Origin of the sequence: Acinetobacter sp. RUH 2624, from assembly GCF_000162375.2 — a bacterium.
Classification (GTDB): Bacteria; Pseudomonadota; Gammaproteobacteria; order Pseudomonadales; family Moraxellaceae; genus Acinetobacter; species Acinetobacter nosocomialis.
In genome coordinates this window covers 1496331-1514179 of sequence record NZ_KI391939.1, presented here as the reverse complement: position 1 = coordinate 1514179, position 17849 = coordinate 1496331, and the positions used below count along the sequence as shown (strand labels likewise).

Here is a 17849-nt window from a genome sequence, read left to right as displayed (position 1 = left end):
GCTAGCTTAAGTTTAATTTGAGAAAAGTAATTCTGGGCAAATCATGAGAAAAAATATCTTTGTTGCTACAAGTTTATTATTATTATTTTTGCCTAGTATGTTAAATGCTGCCTCAATACGTCTTTCTCCTGTAAATGTTGAAATATTGAGTGATCAGACTGCATCTTCAATTAGCTTGTATAACCAGTCAAATGAAAGTGCTGATTTACAGGTACGTATATTTGAATGGACTCAAAATGCTGGGCAAGATCAATTAATTCCTACAGATGATATTGCAATTAGCCCACCTTTTTTAAAATTAAAACCTAATGATTCTTATAATTTACGAGTAGTTAGAATTAAGCCGGAACCAATTTCTGGTGAGAAAACCTACCGTATTATTATTGATGAATTACCCAAGCCTATTGATAGCCGAAAAGCTTCTCAAGGTGTAAATGTATTGCTTCGCTCATCATTGCCTGTGTTTGTAGTCAATAAAGATGCGATGACTAAGCTGACTTGGTCAATACAACAAGAACAAAATAGTGCTTATCTTTCCATTAATAATATTGGCAATCGCCATGCACTGTTAAATAATTTAACGCTTGTAGATACTACTTCAAACAAAAGTTATCCGATTAAAGTAAATACCGTAAATGGTTATATTCTTTCCGGAAAATCAAGAAACTTTAATATTAGTTCTGATTTTAAATTTCAAGCTGATCATAAATATAATATTTCATTGAATATTAACGGTAAGCCAGCATCTCTTTAAAGAGGCACATATGAAATATCTCGTAAGTGCTTTATGTGTTATGTATTTGCCGATTCATGCTTTTGCTGAATCATTACAAGATAACACCAATGCTGCTTTACCCAATATTCCGGAAGTAACAAACTCCGCTTTTCAGGCATCTGGTTCTGATAGAGGTTATATTCAGTTATTTTTAAATATTTCGATCAATTCTAATACATCTACTGATTTAATATCGGTACACCAAGATCAAGATAAAAAGTTATATGTTCGTGCCCGTGACCTAAAAGCTTTAAGGCTAAAAATGGATGAGCATATTCCAGATAGTCAATGGGTATGTATTAATGAACTTAAAGGAATCCAGTTTAAATATCTGGAAAATGAGCAATCTTTAAACTTGCAAGTTCCTTCGAGCATGTTGAGTGACTATTCCGTTGACTTAAATGGTCAATCGACTACAAACACTAACTTGCTGAAAATGAAACCCTTAAATGCTGCAATCCTGAATTATAGCCTGTACCATACTATAACCAATGATGAGAGTATTTTCTCAGGTTCAGCTGAAGGAATTTTTAATAGTGCACTCGGTAACTTTTCATCAGGCGTTTTATATAACGGTAGTAATGAAACGAGCTATAGCCATGAGAAGTGGGTGCGTCTGGAAAGTAAATGGCAATATGTAGACCCTGAAAAAGTCAGGATATATACCCTAGGTGACTTTATTTCTAACAGCTCGGACTGGGGCAGTAGTGTACGTCTTGCCGGTTTCCAGTGGTCGAGTGCCTATACCCAGCGTGGTGATATTGTTACCTCGGCGTTGCCGCAATTTTCTGGTTCGGCGGCACTGCCTTCAACACTGGACTTATATGTTAACCAGCAAAAGATTTATTCAGGACTTGTTCCGTCAGGCCCATTTGACATTAAGCAGCTGCCGTTTATTTCAGGAAATGAAGTCACACTGGTGACGACTGATGCCACAGGTCAGCAAATCATTACTAAAAAACCTTACTACTTTTCATCGAAGATTCTGGCAAAAGGCATAAATGAGTTTTCAGTAGATGTTGGGGTTCCACGCTATAACTATGGGCTGTACTCAAACGATTATGATGATGCCACCTTTGCCTCTGGTGCAATTCGTTATGGTTATAGCAATTCACTAACCTTAAGTGGGGGTGTGGAAGCCTCAACAGATGGTCTTTCCAACGTAGGAACAGGTTTCGCCAAGAATTTGTTTGGTGTGGGGGTGATTAATGCCGACATTGCTGCTAGTCAGTATAAGGATGAAAACGGCTATTCAACTCTGATCGGTTTAGAAGGGCGTATTAGCAAGAATATTTCATTTAACACCAGTTACCGCAAAGTATTTGATAACTACTTTGATCTGGCCCGTGTATCTCAAATCCGATATTTAAAAGAAAACCAGATTAGTGCTGAGCCACAGAACTATCTTAGCTATAGCGCGCTGGCAGATGAGATTATTAGGGCAGGGATTAACTATAACTTTTATGCAGGCTATGGTGTTTATGTCGGTTATAACCAGATCAAGTACAGTGATAACTCGTATAAGTTACTGTCTGCCAACTTAAGCGGAAGTTTAAACAAGAACTGGGGTTTTTATAGTTCAGCTTATAAAGATTATGAAAACCATAAGGACTATGGCATTTACTTTGCGCTGCGCTATACGCCATCTACAAAAGTTAATTCAATAACAAGTTTTTCTAATGACAGTGGTAAAACAACGTATAGACAAGAAGTAAATGGATTTAGTGATCCACACATTGGCTCATTTGGATGGGGTGGATATGTAGAGCGAGATCAGGATGCGCATACTAACAATGCATCGATCTATGGTTCTTATCGAGCAAGGGCTGCGTATCTGACAGGTCGTTATAACCGAATTGGGGATAATGACCAGGTTGCACTTTCAGCGACCGGATCGTTGGTTGCGGCGGCAGGACGTATATTTGCGGCCAATGAAATAGGGGAAGGTTATGCTGTTGTCACCAATGCCGGACCGCAAAGCCAGATTATAAATGGTGGAGTAAATTTAGGAGAAACTGATAAGTCGGGAAGATTCTTAATTGCTAATTTAAGACCGTATCAATCTCATAATATTTATCTAGATCCATCTTATTTACCATTGGAATGGGATGTGACGACTACCAATCAGACCGCACTTGTGGGCTATCGTCAAGGAACCTTGGTTGACTTTGGTGCACATCGGGTTATTTCAGGCTTGGTGAGAATAGTTGATAAAAACAATACACCATTATTACCAGGCTATAGCGTTCGAATTAATGGACAGCAAGATGCTGTAGTGGGCTACGATGGTGAAGTATTCGTTCCAAACTTATTAAGACAAAACAAACTTGAAGTAGATCTTCTCGATCATGGTACTTGTCAAATTAATTTCACTTATGAAAGTAAGCAATACAGTGCTAAAAAATTAGGGCCTTATGTATGTCAATAAGTATCGTAAGTCATAGTTCCTACATGCTAGCCAAAAAAAATTCATCTGCTTTAAAGTATGTTTTAGCTAGTTTACTGTTATTTGTGCTTTATGCTTTTTTAAGTTCGGCACATGCTGCTTGTACAGTAACTGGAACTACAAATAGTACTTATACATATACAGCAGCAAATATTAATAGTGATGCAACTATTAATTTTTCGGGAACCATTAGCTGTCTTGGTGGGAAGACTACTCCAGAAATATCCCCCTATATGTGTATGAAGACCGTATTTACAGGGGCTACTACCGCGAATAGTAGTGTGACATTACCCTATACAGTTACGGCAACTGTAGGTGGAGCAGGTTCTTCGACTACCACTCAAACCTCCAATGTTTGGTATGGACCGGTCAAAACAGTCGCGACAAATAATATTGTTAGTTATTCCGTAAATATAAAAGTGCCAGCCCGATCGGGAACGCTAGTTGCTTATCCTAAAGGAACGTATATAGGTACAGTTCAGCTCTATTGGGATATGCAGGCAAGTTCAAGTACCGTATGTGAAGGTGATAGTGGTGGTGGTTGGGACTCAGGTAATACGACTATTACGGCTAACTATGTTGTACCGAGTTTTTGCCAATTAGACTCTACCTCAAATGTTGATTTTGGCAATATTAGTGATATTGGTACAACTAGCCGTGACTACACGGCTCAAGGTGCGATTAATGCAACTTGCAACAATGGAACACCTTATAGCATTTACTTGGGGGACGGCAATAATCGTATAAGCGGTGGATTTAGACGTATGACCAATGGAAGCAGTCAATACATTCCTTATCAGTTATATAAAGATACTGCGTATAGTACAGTGTGGGATACTACAGGGGGTATAACTGCTGTGGGTGGTTCTGGAGGAGTGTCAAAGACAGGATCTGGCACTAGTCAAATTTCAAATGTATATGGAAAAATTCCACAAGGAACAGCTATTTCAAGTACACCTGGTAACTATTCAGATAGTATAGTTGTTACGGTGACTTATTAGTTACTTGCCAACTCACTATTCACTTAAAGTAAGGAGGTGAGTTGGCAAGTATCATGAGTTTTAGTTAGTGTTTAAAGAGCTTTGTTTTCGTATTAGTAATATCACTAGTGTGATTAATAAGCTAAATCCGAAAATGGGCAAAATAATTGCTAAAATAATAAGTGTAAGGGCCGTGATTATTTTTTGTTGATTGGTTGCGCGCTTCCAGACCAATAAAGTTTGGCTTACAAAATGGCTAGTCGTAATTTTTAAATTAGAGGTTTTAAACCAAGCTTTATATGCATAAATAATCATAAAACATAGCCCGAGTGCATATAAAGCGAGTACTAGTTGATTGACCCATCCAAATAATACGCCAATATGAGCATCGACTCCCCAACGTGTAAGTTTTGCAAATAATGAATAATCTTTAAAAGCTAGTTTATCGATGACTTTGTGTTGATGTATAGTAAGCGTCCGCTGAACCCCACTTTTTCTAACTCATTAATACCGCGATAGTGTCCACTTAAATTTAAGTGGACACCTATTTATGGATTTAAAGACAGTTATAGACAGTGCACCAACGCTAAAAAAGCCCCGTCGAACCTTCACAGCTGAATTTAAACATCAACTTATTCAGCAATGCCAGCAGCCAGATACATCAGTGGCCAAGGTAGCAATGCAACATCAGATCAATGCCAATCTGCTACATAAATGGATTCGTCAGTCCAGATCAATGCCCCCTGCATTAAAAACCCCATCCATTCCACAGACTGACTTTCTTCCGGTCATTCTTCACCCGACTCCAGTCAAACAAGAAGCACCTCTACCACCTGTGCCAGAGAAGAAAGCTGTCGCTCATATCAGGATTCCATTACATGAGGCACCAAGTTCCGCAAGGGATCAGATGATCGAGATCGACTGGCCGGTGGAGTCAGTAACTGAATTACTGTTGCTGATCCAGGGTTTGACTCAATGATTCGTATTGATGAGATCTGGTTGTCTACCCAGCCGATGGACATGCGTGCAGGGATGGATACAGCCATGGCTCAGGTGCTGAGAGCCTTTGGCTACATCAAACCGCATTGCGCTTACCTGTTCTGTAATAAGCGTGGCCATCGTATGAAAGTGCTGGTGCATGATGGACTGGGTATCTGGCTGTGTGCCCGGCGGCTGGAACAGGGGAAATTCCACTGGGCTAAAGTTCACCAGGGTGAAAGTATGGCGATCAGCCCGGAGCAGTTACAGGCACTGATCCAGGGTTTGCCCTGGCAAAGAATCGGACTGCAGCAAGTGGTAACAATGCTCTAAACCAGGCTCATCCATTCTGCTATTCTCCAAACGTTCTATTTCCTCTGCATCATGACCTCAGGCATACTGCGGTCATGAATACGCTGCCTGATTTAAGCCAACTGACCCATGAACAACTGCTGGAATTTACCAGACAGTTGGCGATGCAGCATCAGTCTCTGGCACAATCTAAACAACAACTGGAACAATCAAATCAGCAATTAGATGCCAGAGTTCAACATCTTGAAGTCACCAATCAGCAATTAGATTCTAAAGTTCAACATCTTTCTATTCTCAATCAAAAATACGAGCATGAGCTTGCACTATTTAAACAGCATAAATTCGGCAGTAAAAATGAACATCTAACCGCAAAACAAATCCATCTCTGGGATGAAGCGGTTGAAGAAGATATTGCAGCGGTTGATCTGGAACTGGAACGACTGAATGCAGATAAAACCAATGCAGCTGCACAGAAAGCCCCAGTCAACAAACCTAAACGTCGGCTGTTGCCAGATCATCTACACACCCTCCGTATTGAGCATGAACCTGAATCAACACAATGCAGTTGTGGCTGTACCTTGCGTCGTATCGGTGAAGATGTCAGTGAAAAACTGAATTTCAGACCGGCACAGTTCTATAAGGAACAGCATGTGCGTGGTAAATGGGTCTGTGATCAGTGTGACACTCTGACTCAGCAAGCGATGCCAGCCTATGTGATTGATAAAGGCATTGCTTCACCTGAATTGCTTAGCCATGTGCTGGTGTCAAAGTATGCCGATCATTTGCCTTTGTACCGTCAACGTCAAATCTTTCTACGCGCAGGTGTTGATCTGTCTAGATCAACGTTATCTGACTGGATTGGCCGCTGTGGGGTGGAACTGGAACCTCTGGCCAATGCCTTAAAACAGGTGGTACTGCAACAGCAGGTGATCCATGCAGATGAAACACCGGTGACGGTCATGCAGATGGGTGAAAATGAGAAAAAGCCCAAAAAAGGTTATGTCTGGGCCTATGCCAGCACACAGTACAATCCAGTTCAGGCAGTGATCTATGACTTTCAAGATAGCCGTTCTGGCCAGCATGCTGAAGACTTCCTGAAAGGCTGGCAGGGTCATTTGGTCTGTGATGATTACAGTGGTTATAAAGCACGCTTTAGATCAGGTCAGGTCATTGAGGTGGGCTGCATGGCACATGCACGTCGTAAATTCCATGAACTACATGTGACCAAGAAAAGTCAGGTCGCTGAACAGGCATTAGTGCTGATTCAGAAATTATATGCGATAGAAGCAGAATTAAGAAAAAAGACGGATGGTACAGCGGAAGACCGCTGCGAATACCGACAACAGCATAGTCAACCGGTCATGCAACAACTATATGAATGGCTCAACCAACATCAACTGACGGTGCCATCGAGTTCTCCAACCGCCCGGGCGATCAATTACAGCCTAAAACGTTGGACTGCTTTAAGCCGCTATCTGGATGATGGCAATCTACCCATTGACAATAATTGGATAGAGAACCAAATGCGTCCCTGGGCCTTGGGGCGTAAGAACTGGCTATTTGCAGGTTCGCTGCGCAGTGGTCAACGAGCTGCCAATATCATGACTTTAATCCAGTCAGCAAAGCTGAATGGCTTGGATCCGTATGCCTATTTAAGTGATGTGCTGAAAAGGTTGCCAACACATAAAGTGCCTCAAATAGAAGAATTACTACCTCACCGCTGGAAACCTGAACCCCGTTAAAACTTGGCGATGGCGTTCAGCGGATGCTTACGATGTATATCAATAGCCACACTATCTGCCTGTGTTGGCCATTTGCGCTGTAGTTCAGTAACAGTCCAAGCTTGGTTTGCATCAACAGGAGGTTTGATTTGTATTTGTGCTGAATGAATTCCATTTGCTCTAGCAATTGCTAATACAGAATCGAATTCGGTTGGCATGATTTCTAAATTCGAAGTCTCCATGACCATACCATGATGTTCTTTATGTTCATCATGAGGTGTTTTTGATAATGGCGCATTATTTAAAGTTGTGGCTAAGGTTGGCGTTTGCCAATTTAGCCATTGACGAGCAATACGAATATTATCACCGGCCCATTGGGACCATGTAAGGCCTGTAATCGCAATGAACAATAAAAGTGGTAATAAGGTCAAGCCAATAGAACTATGCCACTTTAATAAATAGTTTTTCCGCGTTTGTCTAATTTTGAAGTTTTGACGACGTTTCCACCAACTGTATAATCCGGTCAGAGTTAAAATGCCGAGCCAACTTGCTGCAAGTTCACTATAAAAACGTCCCCATTTTCCAAGTAATAAATTACTATGCAATTGATCTAAGAATGTGCGAAATGGTAATACTCCACTGGTTCCATATACAGCAAGCTGACCTTTGATAGAAAGGGTATAAGGATCTACAAAAATAGCTTCGTTATATAAATGATGAGCTTTATCAGAAAAAATGACTCGTGTTGTTTGTATGGAACTTGGTGCCGGCCTAACTTCTGTAATTTGTGCAGATTCGGGCATCGCTTTTTTTGCTGCTTCAACCTGTTGGCTTAGTGGGTGCATATCTTTATTTAAAGGCTGAACATATAGTGCATCTTTATAGATAGATTGTTCTATCTGAGGAGTAACTGCATATAGAAGACCTGTAAATGCCGCAATAAATATAAATGGGGCAATAAAAATACCAGCGTAAATATGTACGAGACGGAAAAGACTGCGCCAAAAGCTAGGGGTGTTAGGCATTTTGAGAAGTATCGAACAAACTTTGGCGTGAAGTATATCTACTTTTAAATAAAGTTACCCATTGTTTAATTATCTATAGCCAAACTTTTCACATAAAAGCCTTTTAATAAATTGATTATCTAGACCTAAAAATTGAAGAAGTGAGATTAAAATTTGATTAAAGATTGATAGTGATAGCTTTATGCTTTGTATTTAAAAAGCAATAAAGCTATTAGTTTTTTATCTAGATGATAGAATTGCGCCGGTCAGTAAATTGATGTGTATTCTTACTTAATATGCAATTGATGATGCATCTTTTTGAGGTTGTGTGTGTAGATTGTTGAGTTGCGAGTAAGGCTAATGTAGATATACATACAATTATCTGAAATTCTAACTTATTGAAGATATAAGGTTTATCAGTTGCTCCCATCACTTACAATTCAAACCAGACTCGGTGGATTTTACTTTTTTTATAATACGCCTGTGGTTTTTGTATTTTTATTAAAGTGAATTAAAACAAAGGTTTATTTTTAGAAAATGACGTATTTTATGGTTAACTAAAAACGCTTGTAGACTATTTGTAGACTGTTGAGAAACATGGTTAAATCAAAGTTCGCTAAAACAGGTTTAAGACATGAAACTCAACAAATCTACTGTTGATGCTATTCCATTAACTGAAAAAGGTCAAAAAATATATAGAGATGCAGAACTGATCGGTTTTGCTGTTCGGGTAACTAATAAAAGTAAAACCTATATTGTTGAAAGGAGGCATGAAGGTGAACTCTATCGAGTGACAATTGGTAAAACCACCGATATTCCTGCAACAAATGCTCGAGCAAAAGCTCAGATGATTCTGGCGAAAATTTCAAACAATGAATATGAAAAGCCTATCAAATTAAAGAATGTTGCTAATCCTTTAGATATTACAGTGAATGAAGCTCTTCAAATTTATATTGATAGAAATGACTTTAGGCCGAAAACAATTAGGCAATACCATAAATACTTTGATTTATATTTAGGGTGGGGCAACAAAAAGCTTTTCCAGATATCTAAGCAAGAAGTATTGGATCGATTTATTGAGGTATCAGAAGTAAGTGAGTCGTCAGCAAATGGTGCTGTATCTCTTTTAGGTACTTTATGGAAGTATATTCATGTTCTTTATTCAACAGATGAGAACCCGATCCTTAAAAGTAATCCAGTTGACATTATTTCCGTAACAAGAGGTTGGAATAAAATAGCAAGTAGGGATAGACATCTCCATAAAGACATCATTCACAAATATTACAATGCGGTGCTTCATTATGAAGATGAGTTGAATCTGGAAAATACTGCTAGGTCAAACACGCATCGGGATATCGTATTGATGTGCATGTATACGGGATGCCGTAAACAGGAGGCATGTTGTCTAAAGTGGGCTGATGTAGATATTAAAAATGGTACCTTAACTTTTAGAGATACCAAAAATGGTTCAGATCATACTTTTCCTATTGGTGATCATCTACACAGTATTTTGCGTGAACGTTGGTTATTAAGAGAAAACGATTGGGTTTTCCCAGCTACTAAGATGCCTACTTCGTGGAATATGCATGCAACTAAGGTAGATACATTATTGAATAGAGTGGGTAAGGAAGTTGACTATTACGTTTCAATGCATGATTTCCGTCGTACATTTGCCACTATATGCAACCTTTTAAGATTTAATATTTATGTGACAAAAAGACTTCTTAATCACACGGCTAAACCAAGAATTGATGTGACAGGTGGTTATGTTCAAATTCCAGATGAGGAATTAAGAGCTTCGATGAATATGATTGAGGCGGTTTATCAAGGAAAGATTGATTGCTTCAACTACCAATCTGTTTGGACAGAAAGATTAAAAGAAATAAAGGCGGTTTAACCGCCTTAAACTGTTGCAAGCTGTGCTGTATTAAGCACAGTCTTGCTTTGCTCATACTTCAAAACGTCTTTCTTTTTATATGAAACACGTCTCCCAATTTTCGAGAAAGGCAGTGATGATTGATCACAACGCATTCTAGCTAATGTCCAAGGCGAGCAATCTAAATAAAGTGCCACAACTTCTTGAGGAAACTTCTGTTCTTCATTAGCCATTATGAAGCGATCCAAATATTCTTGTTGCTCTGCATCAGATAGATTTCTCAGATCTTTTAACATTTACCCCTCCTTACTTTCCGCTTTAACTTCTTCTAACATTGCCTTAACTCTCTTTAATTCAGATCTACTGTGAGCTATACCGCCACCATTAATATCTAAGTAAAACTTTAGTAAATCTGCCTTGTATTGAAAGTCATACATCTTCACCACAATCTGCAAATCTCTAAATATTTGCCTTTTAGGAAGTTGATCAAACTTAAGACCAAAGACCTTTAATTCACCTGCAATAAACCTTCTAATGGCAGTTAATCTTTGTAAGCCATCAATACACACCATTTGATCAAGAAGATCACAATCTTTTGCTCTCTCTTTTCTCCAAGAAGGGCAGTTGAAACGAATTGTTAATCCGCTTTCATCTACAATTAACCTCAAGACGTTTTCTATATAATTTGTTTGCTGTTTTTTAGTCCACACATGCCCACGTTGAAAATCGGGTACCAGTTCTACACCATGCGGAATATCTTCACTCTCACAATGCAACCACGTTTCAAGATAAGAAAAACTACAGTGCCAAGTTCTTGTGGGGCGTTCCAATGGATTAACAATCTGCCGAAACTCATCAGGTGTTAAACTCATCCCTCAGCTCCCGATTCGCTAACACCCAACTTAATGCAACCTTCCTCAGGTAAATCAGCATACCAACAGTAGTATCCTTCACCGTCATAACCATCTTGGAGCCATTTGATGGTCATTTCAGTTTCCATCTGGAATTGATCTTTCTCACCATCAGGGGCTCCAAAATCAAAGGCATCTTTCAGTTCGGCGCAGGTTAAAGTTACTGCTCGTGTTTCAGGTAATGCTACTTCCTGAACTTTGGCTTTTATCTGCCATAAATCCCAACCTAGCTGTGACTTTGAATTTGTATACTCTCCGCCTTCAAATTCAAGTTCACGCTGTTTACCACCAACACTCAAATAAGCTTCTTCAAATGCCACTCTTTCCTTATTCAAATCTATCATCCGCCTTCACCCAAAAAAGTTGTCTCTAACCACCAGTTTTTGTTGTCTTGAAGATATTTTTCATGGTCTTCTTTGCTTCCTTGCCACTCCTCAAAAGTAATAGCATCAGCAATGCATTGACCGACTGTTGGAAAAGCTTGTAAGGCTTCTTTCTTAAGTCGGTAAACAAGCTGTTTACCAATTTTTTGAGTAGGTACCGGATGTAAAATGGGGCTAGATTCAGGTTCTTCAGGAATATTTACGCACCATAAAGTCGGAGTAATTTCTGTATTAACATCTTTCATATAGGTCATCCAATAATTGAAAATTTATAATTTTTCAGATTGATAGCAGTCATTTTTTGGCAGTGTTGACACTTAGTACGAGCCCGCTTTTTGAGCTCATCAAGATCTTCTTTAATCTGCTTTTTCTGCTCTGTTATCTGAGTTTGTTGTCTTGACCAATATTTCAAAGTATCTTTAATCCAGATTACGGGATTAACTTTTGCCTTGCATTTCATACAAATAAGTTCTAAAGCCTTGCTATCAATTTCGACTTGTATATGCTGGCACTTACGTAGGTTAGAGCTTGGAAAATTAACAATATTTTCCTCCATATTTAGAACAATATGGTCTTGAAAGGGATAGTTCATGTTCCCTTTATATTCCTGTTCCATTTACGCCACCAACTGATAACTTCTTTGATTTAATCTTGCTAAACCACGCAAACGTAATTGTTCAATAAAGTGTTTATCTCTGTTCATCCATGCTCTGCAGAACGAGGCAAATTTCTTTTGGCAAATATCATTCATTGGGAAACCGTATTTTGTTTCATTCATTGATATCTTTGCTACTTCTTTGCCACGTTTTAAAACCATGAATCCATTTTTATGAGATGGATAAAATCCGTTTTCACACATCCATACTGTGAACGGAAGCGACAAAGAGTCTGGGATGTTACGCATCATTTACATTCTCCAAATAGAATCTTTAAGTTTCGCTTTGAAGAGCAAAGCTTCTGTTTCATTAAGTGAAATATTTAAGAAAACTTGGGTTCGTTTACCGATCACAGTAAATGTTCTAGTTTTGCTGTTATAAATTTGAATCATTGAGGCGACTCCAATAAAAAGTTACCTTCAACCTCAAGTTCTTTTCTTCTTTTTACAATCAGCTCCATTAGACGTTCTTGAATACGTTCATCAGCTTCAGAAATATCAATTTCAAGGGCATCTAATGTAGTCAGGTCCTTTGCTTGTCTGATCTTTTCCCCAATAGAAATATTTTCTTTTGATTGACCAGCAATAATGACTAAGTGTTTATTTAACTCAGTTAAAAAAGATTTTTGATCTTCAGAAGACCAGTCTTTCGTTTCCTCAATGAGACTATTAGCTGCATCTGCAGTTTTAGTTTTCTTTAGCTTTTCAATAAGGCCAGCTAAAGGAGACTCAACAGGTTTGTCATTATGGTAACGAGTCCAATTTTCCTCTTTGTTATTGGCCTTCTTCGCAGATTTTTTTGCTTGAGTTGAGTTAATTTCTTTATCTGCTTTGGGTTCAATTGGTCCCAAAACGTTTAGGATGTTGTCGTCATCTATACTTGTCAAACCTACTTCACCGCTAATAATTGCGTTAAGTAAATTCTTAAACTCCTCACACCAATAAAGTGACTTAACAAATACCCGCAACTCACCGAAATCATGCGATTTACGTTTAATAAATGCATCTGCAGCTGAACGAGTTAGATGGCAATTAACATCTTCCCAAAAATATTTACCATGGCAGATATGAATATTGCGTTCATTCCAATCAGATAAAATGTTTATTTGAGTAGAAGCTTTTACATCGAGGAAAAGCTCATCTTCTTCATCAATAGCCAATCCATTTAAATCATGTTTTTCTGCAGCTTTTAGTGAATCAAAAAACTCTTCAACTGATTTATATTTTGATTCCTGATCTACATCTACAATATTCGTAATTTCAACTGAATCGCTTGCAGGGTCTAAACCCCACACAATATTTTTTGATTGAACAACGAAAATAGGTGAATCTGTACCAGCGTTATCATTTTCCCAAGAATTTTTGAGTTGTTGGGTAAACTCCGCCCATGTTTCAGGCGTAAATAGAGTAGGTTTCATAGTTGCTAACCTTTAAATATTTTGAAGCGCTTTACGCAAATGTGGGTCAAGGTCTTCTTTATTCAGTAGCCATGAGATATATGGGCGCGGTAATTCTTTAAGAGGTGTTCCTTTGTGTTTACCCCAAGTCATTATTTTGGGTAAACGAACTGCTTCAGACATAAGATATAAAGAATTAAGGTCTTTAATTCCCAGTCGTTCAATTAGAGCTATAAGGATAATCCCAGTAAAATAAACATCCGCCCGTGCTGAATGTGCATGTCTTAAATGCTTGCGTGCTTCTTCACGGTTACTCATTACGAAATAGTACAGAACAGCCAATTTATGACTTGTTAAATCAGGCCATACGTCCCTTGTTAAAGCTAAAGTACATATAGTCTTTGCCTTAATTGCTGGTCCACATTTATTTAGAGCTTTTACGTCGTAATCAATATTGTGGCCGACAATGAATTCAACACCTTCGGGTAACCGGAATGTTTCACAACTTGGTTGACCTTCAATATCCGCTTCAATAATGTTGTGTACAGCCATTGCTTCTAAATCAATCGGTTCAGGACAAGAATAGAAACGGTTAAAAACCTCATCTTTTAGAACTAACAATTGACCATTCTCTAAGCTAAAAGGCGCATAAGCGATTTCAATTGGATAACCATTTAATTTGTTGGTTTCCGTATCTAAAATAATTGCTTTCATTGATCACGCACCATTTAACTTTTAGGCCAGCAAAAGCCGCAGTTGTGACATTCCCATTGAGCACCAGAGCCAGAATGACTAACACCTAAAGTGCATTTGTCATTAGTACATCTTGGACAAGTACCATAAATCACACGAAAAGATTTAATAACTAACATAAATATCCCCAACTAGCGTGTACCAAGAAAACCTCGACGAATTTTGTAAGCTTTTCGGTCAGGGGAAGGTATGTGCGTTTTTTGAAGAATTTGACCTAATTCACGTCCTCTACGATATTTAATTTCGGTTTCTAGATTTCGTAAAATCCACTCTTTTGTATTTAACGTATATTGTGAAACAGGAGTTAATTCATTGTTTTCATTAACCGTATAAACACGAGTTAAAGTGTGATTTGCAGCATAAACTGTATAGCCAAGACGGACTTTGTATAAACCATGTTCTTCATCCTTCCCTACGAATTCACGGAAAGTTGATTTATGGTTTACTTGACCATTCAGATTATTTTCGTAACGTTTAGATCCTCGTAAATAGTTTGTTCTCATTGTGCACCACCTAATTTAACTACATGTACTTGAACATCAACAGGTTCGCCTGAGTTAAATTGTTGTTGCCAATGTTGCGTCTTCTGCTCACGCACTTGAGCCTCTGCATCACATGCATAAAGGAAAGCAATAGCTAATGCACTAAATATAAGGAAGCATAAAACATACGGCCATTTACTATCTTTTTTAAACTTTAGATCCTCTGCTGATGGATGCTGATAAAGTTTAGAAGTAGCTGGTTTATTTGTTTTATTCCCGCTAAGTTCAGGCACGAAACAAATAGGTGTAGATGGGGCAGATTGACTGTTTATATATTTCTGATTCATAATAATTTGCCTTTATACGTACAGTATTGGTAGAAAAAGCCTCGATAGCCGTCCAAAGTCATTGAGGCTTTTTCATTTTTGTTAGCTCAGCATTTACAGACATTTGCGAAGGTTTATATCTGTACTTAAAGCCGTTTTTATTAATGCGCTCTTCATCAATTAAATTTTTCGCATTAATATTTGTGATTTCCATGTCCTTCCAATTTGGAAAGTCTTTACTTGAACATTGAATAACACGACCACAAGCCATAGCTCGTAACGCCTCCGAAACGCTAATCAAGCCTTGTTCGTCTATAACTTTGTCTTTGTAGTGATCCATGAGAGTTCACCTTTTGACGATTACGTAGTATTGGTTGAAAAAAGCCCCGATAGCCGTCCAAAGTTTTCAGGGCTTTTTTTATTTCTTAAGATTTAAATGACCCGATTCGAACAGGGTTCTCAGGAAGTAAAGCTATTACTTTTTCTTTGAAATCTTCAATAATTTCATTACGTAATAACTCTTCTTTGACAATTTGAATGGCAAACTGAGGTGTGCTGCCAGTGCTATTCACAATTAAACGTAATTTGATTTCTCGTTCTGCAAGACCTAAGTAAGCTGAATCTTGGATGGTGAAATAAGCAGGTAATACGCCTTTTTTAGCTGACGCCGCAATTTGGGCCATTTCAGATTGAACCTGACGTGTGTTTTCTACTTCAGCGTTACTAGTAGTCGATGCTTCAATTTGCATATTTCGTACTGCAACAAGGGCATCTTTAATATCAATAGCATTATTATTTTCATCAAATGCATTAAGTACTTGAGCCCAATCTTCAATGAAAACAGCAAAGTTACGTTGATCTAACTTATGGTCTTTAAGTTGATTTAATTTTTTCCACACCACAGTTGATTCTAGGCATAGAGAAGCTAAATAGTCACAATGCCCTTGGGTTTGTCCTTCACCATGGAAGTTAAGAACTGCAATAGCTTTTACGTCATTTTGATTAACAAAAATTGGTGTATCTTTACCGCCTTCAGCAACTACAAAATCCTTAAAGTCATTAAATGTTGGTGTAGTAAATTCACCATGAGGACGGAAGCGAGCTTCCATAAATTTTTCAGCAGCTATAACACTATAGTCATGATGCAAAGCTACAAGTTGACCACGCTCAAGTGGAATTACAGGTTTAGCTAAACCTAAAAATTTTTCGATTTCGATTTTTTCAGACATGAAGGTCTTTCCTTTAGTTGAGATAAAAAGTTTTTAAAAATTAAGCTTTTTCTTCAAAAAGCTGGTCAGTGTGTTTAGCAAAAAGCGATACATCACCACGTGTGTTTACATACATAGGTGTTTTGTCACCGTGTTCTTCGACACTTTTACCTTTTGGGAGTGGGGCATTTGAAATTAGTTTGTGCTCTACAGTAACGTTGTTGTGACCAACGCCTTTAGAGAACTTTAATTTAATTGTGATCTCGCCGACTTTTTGTGTATCAACAGCAGCACTTGCAACCTTGCTAACTGCATAGCCAAGTTGTTTTGCAAAAGCACCGCCATCGATGTCATTAATAAATTCTTCGCAATCTGTAGAGCGTAATGTACTCATTATTTATTCACCATGAGATGTGTTGGTGAATTAATTATTCATCAATGAATAGAATTATTCAACTAGTAATTATTCATCAATGAATTAATTGTTTATTATTTGATCTAAAATTATCCATTTAGATTATTCTAATTATAAAAAAACCCAGCTTTTTGCTGAGTTATTAGGCATTCATTACAATTTAACTACTTTAGTTTACGTCCTGAATTATTTAACTATCCATTAATGAATTTTTTGTCATTAAAAGTAGGCGTGCTAATTCATTATTAAAGCCGCTAAGTGCTTGAAAAACAGTATCTTTAGCTATTTCAGGATTTTCAAAATTATCAAGAATAAAAGCTTGCTCCACTAAAGGATGGTTCTCATCAGCTATATTTTTTATATTTAGTAAAATATTAGCTGCTAAATTGGGTTGGCTCTTAATAACTTCCTCAGCAAACACAGTTAAAAAAGTATTAATTCCTTGAAATTTAAAAATATCTTTATCTGGTTTTTCCATAGTGTTTCCCCTTAAAACTCCCTATGCATACCAACTACTTTACCTACCAACTTACAACCTTCAGTTAATTTAATAATCTGCTCAGGCCATTTTGAGTTAAGCGGTTCTAGATATTTTTCATTACCTTCAATAATTAATTTTTTAAATGTAGCCTCTGATTCACCTTCACATGCAACAATTACAAGATCATTGGTTTTTAGATCAAACACAGGATAATCAGGATTTACATATATTCGATCACCAGGTTCAAATTTTGGATACATTGAGTATCCAGTGACTATAAGGCCATAACCATTCTTACCAGCCTTTTTCATTGGTGGAAGCCATTCTATTACTTCCGTATCCTTTAACACAGTTTGAACATCTGTAAATGAACCCGCTGCTACCCAAGAAATCACAGGTACTAAATCTCCTTCTATGTTGATTTTATTATTAAGATCAACATTGTTATCAAGTTTAAGATTGGAATCAGAATTTTTATTTTTTAAAATTTTTTCAATATCTTTGTAGAGCAATTCTTCTGTAGTTAAACCACACCATTTCGCTAACTTCTCTACTGTCTTAATAGTAGGCGCTTGAAATTGTCCGCTTTCCCAACGGAAGAGTGTAGGTTGAGGCACCCCGGATAATTTACTAAGACCCGTTACTGTTAATCGTTGTGAAAACAAAATGTATTTCACATTCTTTTCTAAAAGATATTTCTCTTTCATTTTAAGACTCATTCTTTGGTCCAGGTCTGATAATTAATT

Annotated in this window: 22 protein-coding genes and 2 pseudogenes; 7 read left to right on the top strand and 17 right to left on the bottom strand. The window is 37.8% G+C overall.

Features of this window, described 5'->3' with window-relative positions; genetic code table 11:
- Positions 1 to 43 precede the first annotated feature (43 nt).
- Genes HMPREF0014_RS13865 through HMPREF0014_RS13855 form a run of 3 tightly spaced genes read left to right on the top strand, consistent with a single transcriptional unit; the run spans position 44 to position 4222 of the window.
- The gene (locus HMPREF0014_RS13865; protein WP_004886675.1) at positions 44 to 754 is read left to right on the top strand and encodes a fimbria/pilus periplasmic chaperone; all 711 of its coding nucleotides are present in this window, start codon (positions 44 to 46) and stop codon (positions 752 to 754) included.
- 40 nt (positions 755 to 794) lie between these two features.
- The gene (locus HMPREF0014_RS13860) at positions 795 to 3203 is read left to right on the top strand and encodes a fimbria/pilus outer membrane usher protein (protein WP_080594613.1); all 2409 of its coding nucleotides are present in this window, start codon (positions 795 to 797) and stop codon (positions 3201 to 3203) included.
- Positions 3194 to 4222, top strand: a complete 1029-nt coding sequence (locus HMPREF0014_RS13855) for a spore coat U domain-containing protein (RefSeq protein ID WP_004886679.1) — start codon at positions 3194 to 3196, stop codon at positions 4220 to 4222. The genes HMPREF0014_RS13860 and HMPREF0014_RS13855 overlap by 10 nt, the downstream gene beginning before the upstream one ends.
- A 60-nt stretch (positions 4223 to 4282) precedes the next feature.
- On the opposite strand, the pseudogene HMPREF0014_RS25420 reads toward HMPREF0014_RS13855, so the two are convergent.
- Positions 4283 to 4669: pseudogene (locus HMPREF0014_RS25420) on the bottom strand (PepSY-associated TM helix domain-containing protein); the annotation flags it as partial.
- 82 nt (positions 4670 to 4751) lie between these two features.
- On the opposite strand from HMPREF0014_RS25420, the gene HMPREF0014_RS13850 reads away from it, so the two are divergent.
- The 3 genes from HMPREF0014_RS13850 to HMPREF0014_RS13840 all read left to right on the top strand — a co-directional run bounded on the left by HMPREF0014_RS13850 (position 4752) and on the right by HMPREF0014_RS13840 (position 7233).
- Complete coding sequence (locus tag HMPREF0014_RS13850) at positions 4752 to 5180, top strand: transposase (RefSeq protein WP_000364662.1); 429 nt, start codon at positions 4752 to 4754, stop codon at positions 5178 to 5180.
- Complete coding sequence (tnpB, locus tag HMPREF0014_RS13845) at positions 5177 to 5512, top strand: IS66 family insertion sequence element accessory protein TnpB (protein WP_000618090.1); 336 nt, start codon at positions 5177 to 5179, stop codon at positions 5510 to 5512. Before HMPREF0014_RS13850 ends, tnpB begins: the two co-directional genes overlap by 4 nt.
- 74 nt (positions 5513 to 5586) lie before the next feature.
- Positions 5587 to 7233 (top strand): IS66-like element ISAba17 family transposase, encoded by a 1647-nt coding sequence (locus tag HMPREF0014_RS13840; RefSeq protein WP_001094416.1) that lies wholly within the window; start codon positions 5587 to 5589, stop codon positions 7231 to 7233.
- Positions 7234 to 7265: 32 nt separating this feature from the next.
- Here the strand turns inward: HMPREF0014_RS13840 and HMPREF0014_RS13835 are convergent.
- Positions 7266 to 8237 (bottom strand): annotated as a pseudogene (locus HMPREF0014_RS13835) (PepSY domain-containing protein); the annotation flags it as partial.
- Between the two features lie 613 nt (positions 8238 to 8850).
- Between HMPREF0014_RS13835 and HMPREF0014_RS13830 the strand changes: the two are divergent.
- A complete protein-coding gene (locus HMPREF0014_RS13830) occupies positions 8851 to 10113 on the top strand; it encodes a tyrosine-type recombinase/integrase (RefSeq protein WP_000773622.1) in 1263 nt (420 codons plus the stop codon).
- Between the two features lie 5 nt (positions 10114 to 10118).
- On the opposite strand, the gene HMPREF0014_RS13825 is transcribed toward HMPREF0014_RS13830, so the two are convergent.
- The 15 genes from HMPREF0014_RS13825 to HMPREF0014_RS13755 all read right to left on the bottom strand — a co-directional run bounded on the left by HMPREF0014_RS13825 (position 10119) and on the right by HMPREF0014_RS13755 (position 17810).
- A complete protein-coding gene (locus HMPREF0014_RS13825) occupies positions 10119 to 10388 on the bottom strand; it encodes a hypothetical protein (protein WP_000910238.1) in 270 nt (89 codons plus the stop codon).
- Entirely contained in the window at positions 10389 to 10964 is a 576-nt protein-coding gene (locus HMPREF0014_RS13820; protein WP_000060039.1) for a DUF262 domain-containing protein, read from the bottom strand.
- Complete coding sequence (locus HMPREF0014_RS13815) at positions 10961 to 11347, bottom strand: hypothetical protein (protein ID WP_006581312.1); 387 nt, start codon at positions 11345 to 11347, stop codon at positions 10961 to 10963. Before HMPREF0014_RS13815 ends, HMPREF0014_RS13820 begins: the two co-directional genes overlap by 4 nt.
- Entirely contained in the window at positions 11344 to 11631 is a 288-nt protein-coding gene (locus HMPREF0014_RS13810) for a hypothetical protein (protein WP_000655910.1), read from the bottom strand. Before HMPREF0014_RS13810 ends, HMPREF0014_RS13815 begins: the two co-directional genes overlap by 4 nt.
- A 5-nt stretch (positions 11632 to 11636) precedes the next feature.
- Positions 11637 to 12002, bottom strand: coding sequence for a hypothetical protein (locus HMPREF0014_RS13805; protein WP_000434519.1), 366 nt, complete (start codon positions 12000 to 12002; stop codon positions 11637 to 11639).
- On the bottom strand, positions 12003 to 12293 hold the full coding sequence (locus tag HMPREF0014_RS13800) for a hypothetical protein (RefSeq protein ID WP_000986113.1): 291 nt from the start codon (positions 12291 to 12293) through the stop codon (positions 12003 to 12005). It abuts the gene before it with no gap.
- A 137-nt stretch (positions 12294 to 12430) separates the two neighbouring features.
- Positions 12431 to 13459, bottom strand: a complete 1029-nt coding sequence (locus HMPREF0014_RS13795; RefSeq protein ID WP_020992243.1) for an ead/Ea22-like family protein — start codon at positions 13457 to 13459, stop codon at positions 12431 to 12433.
- Between the two features lie 12 nt (positions 13460 to 13471).
- Positions 13472 to 14152, bottom strand: coding sequence for a DNA polymerase III subunit epsilon (locus HMPREF0014_RS13790; RefSeq protein WP_004886695.1), 681 nt, complete (start codon positions 14150 to 14152; stop codon positions 13472 to 13474).
- Between the two features lie 170 nt (positions 14153 to 14322).
- Positions 14323 to 14694, bottom strand: a complete 372-nt coding sequence (locus HMPREF0014_RS13785; RefSeq protein WP_001260060.1) for a hypothetical protein — start codon at positions 14692 to 14694, stop codon at positions 14323 to 14325.
- Positions 14691 to 15020, bottom strand: coding sequence for a hypothetical protein (locus tag HMPREF0014_RS13780; RefSeq protein ID WP_001072362.1), 330 nt, complete (start codon positions 15018 to 15020; stop codon positions 14691 to 14693). The genes HMPREF0014_RS13785 and HMPREF0014_RS13780 overlap by 4 nt, the downstream gene beginning before the upstream one ends.
- Before the next feature lie 58 nt (positions 15021 to 15078).
- Positions 15079 to 15339, bottom strand: a complete 261-nt coding sequence (locus HMPREF0014_RS13775) for a hypothetical protein (protein WP_000350171.1) — start codon at positions 15337 to 15339, stop codon at positions 15079 to 15081.
- An 85-nt stretch (positions 15340 to 15424) separates the two neighbouring features.
- Positions 15425 to 16228: a DUF2303 family protein gene (locus tag HMPREF0014_RS13770; RefSeq protein ID WP_004886702.1), complete on the bottom strand. Its 804-nt coding sequence runs from the start codon at positions 16226 to 16228 to the stop codon at positions 15425 to 15427.
- 40 nt (positions 16229 to 16268) lie between these two features.
- Entirely contained in the window at positions 16269 to 16601 is a 333-nt protein-coding gene (locus HMPREF0014_RS13765) for a hypothetical protein (RefSeq protein ID WP_000105905.1), read from the bottom strand.
- A 211-nt stretch (positions 16602 to 16812) separates the two neighbouring features.
- Positions 16813 to 17100 carry a hypothetical protein gene (locus HMPREF0014_RS13760; RefSeq protein WP_006581310.1) on the bottom strand — a complete coding sequence of 96 codons (288 nt, stop codon included), beginning with the start codon at positions 17098 to 17100 and terminating at the stop codon, positions 16813 to 16815.
- Positions 17101 to 17111: 11 nt separating this feature from the next.
- Positions 17112 to 17810, bottom strand: coding sequence for an XRE family transcriptional regulator (locus HMPREF0014_RS13755; RefSeq protein WP_009497448.1), 699 nt, complete (start codon positions 17808 to 17810; stop codon positions 17112 to 17114).
- Positions 17811 to 17849 lie beyond the last annotated feature (39 nt).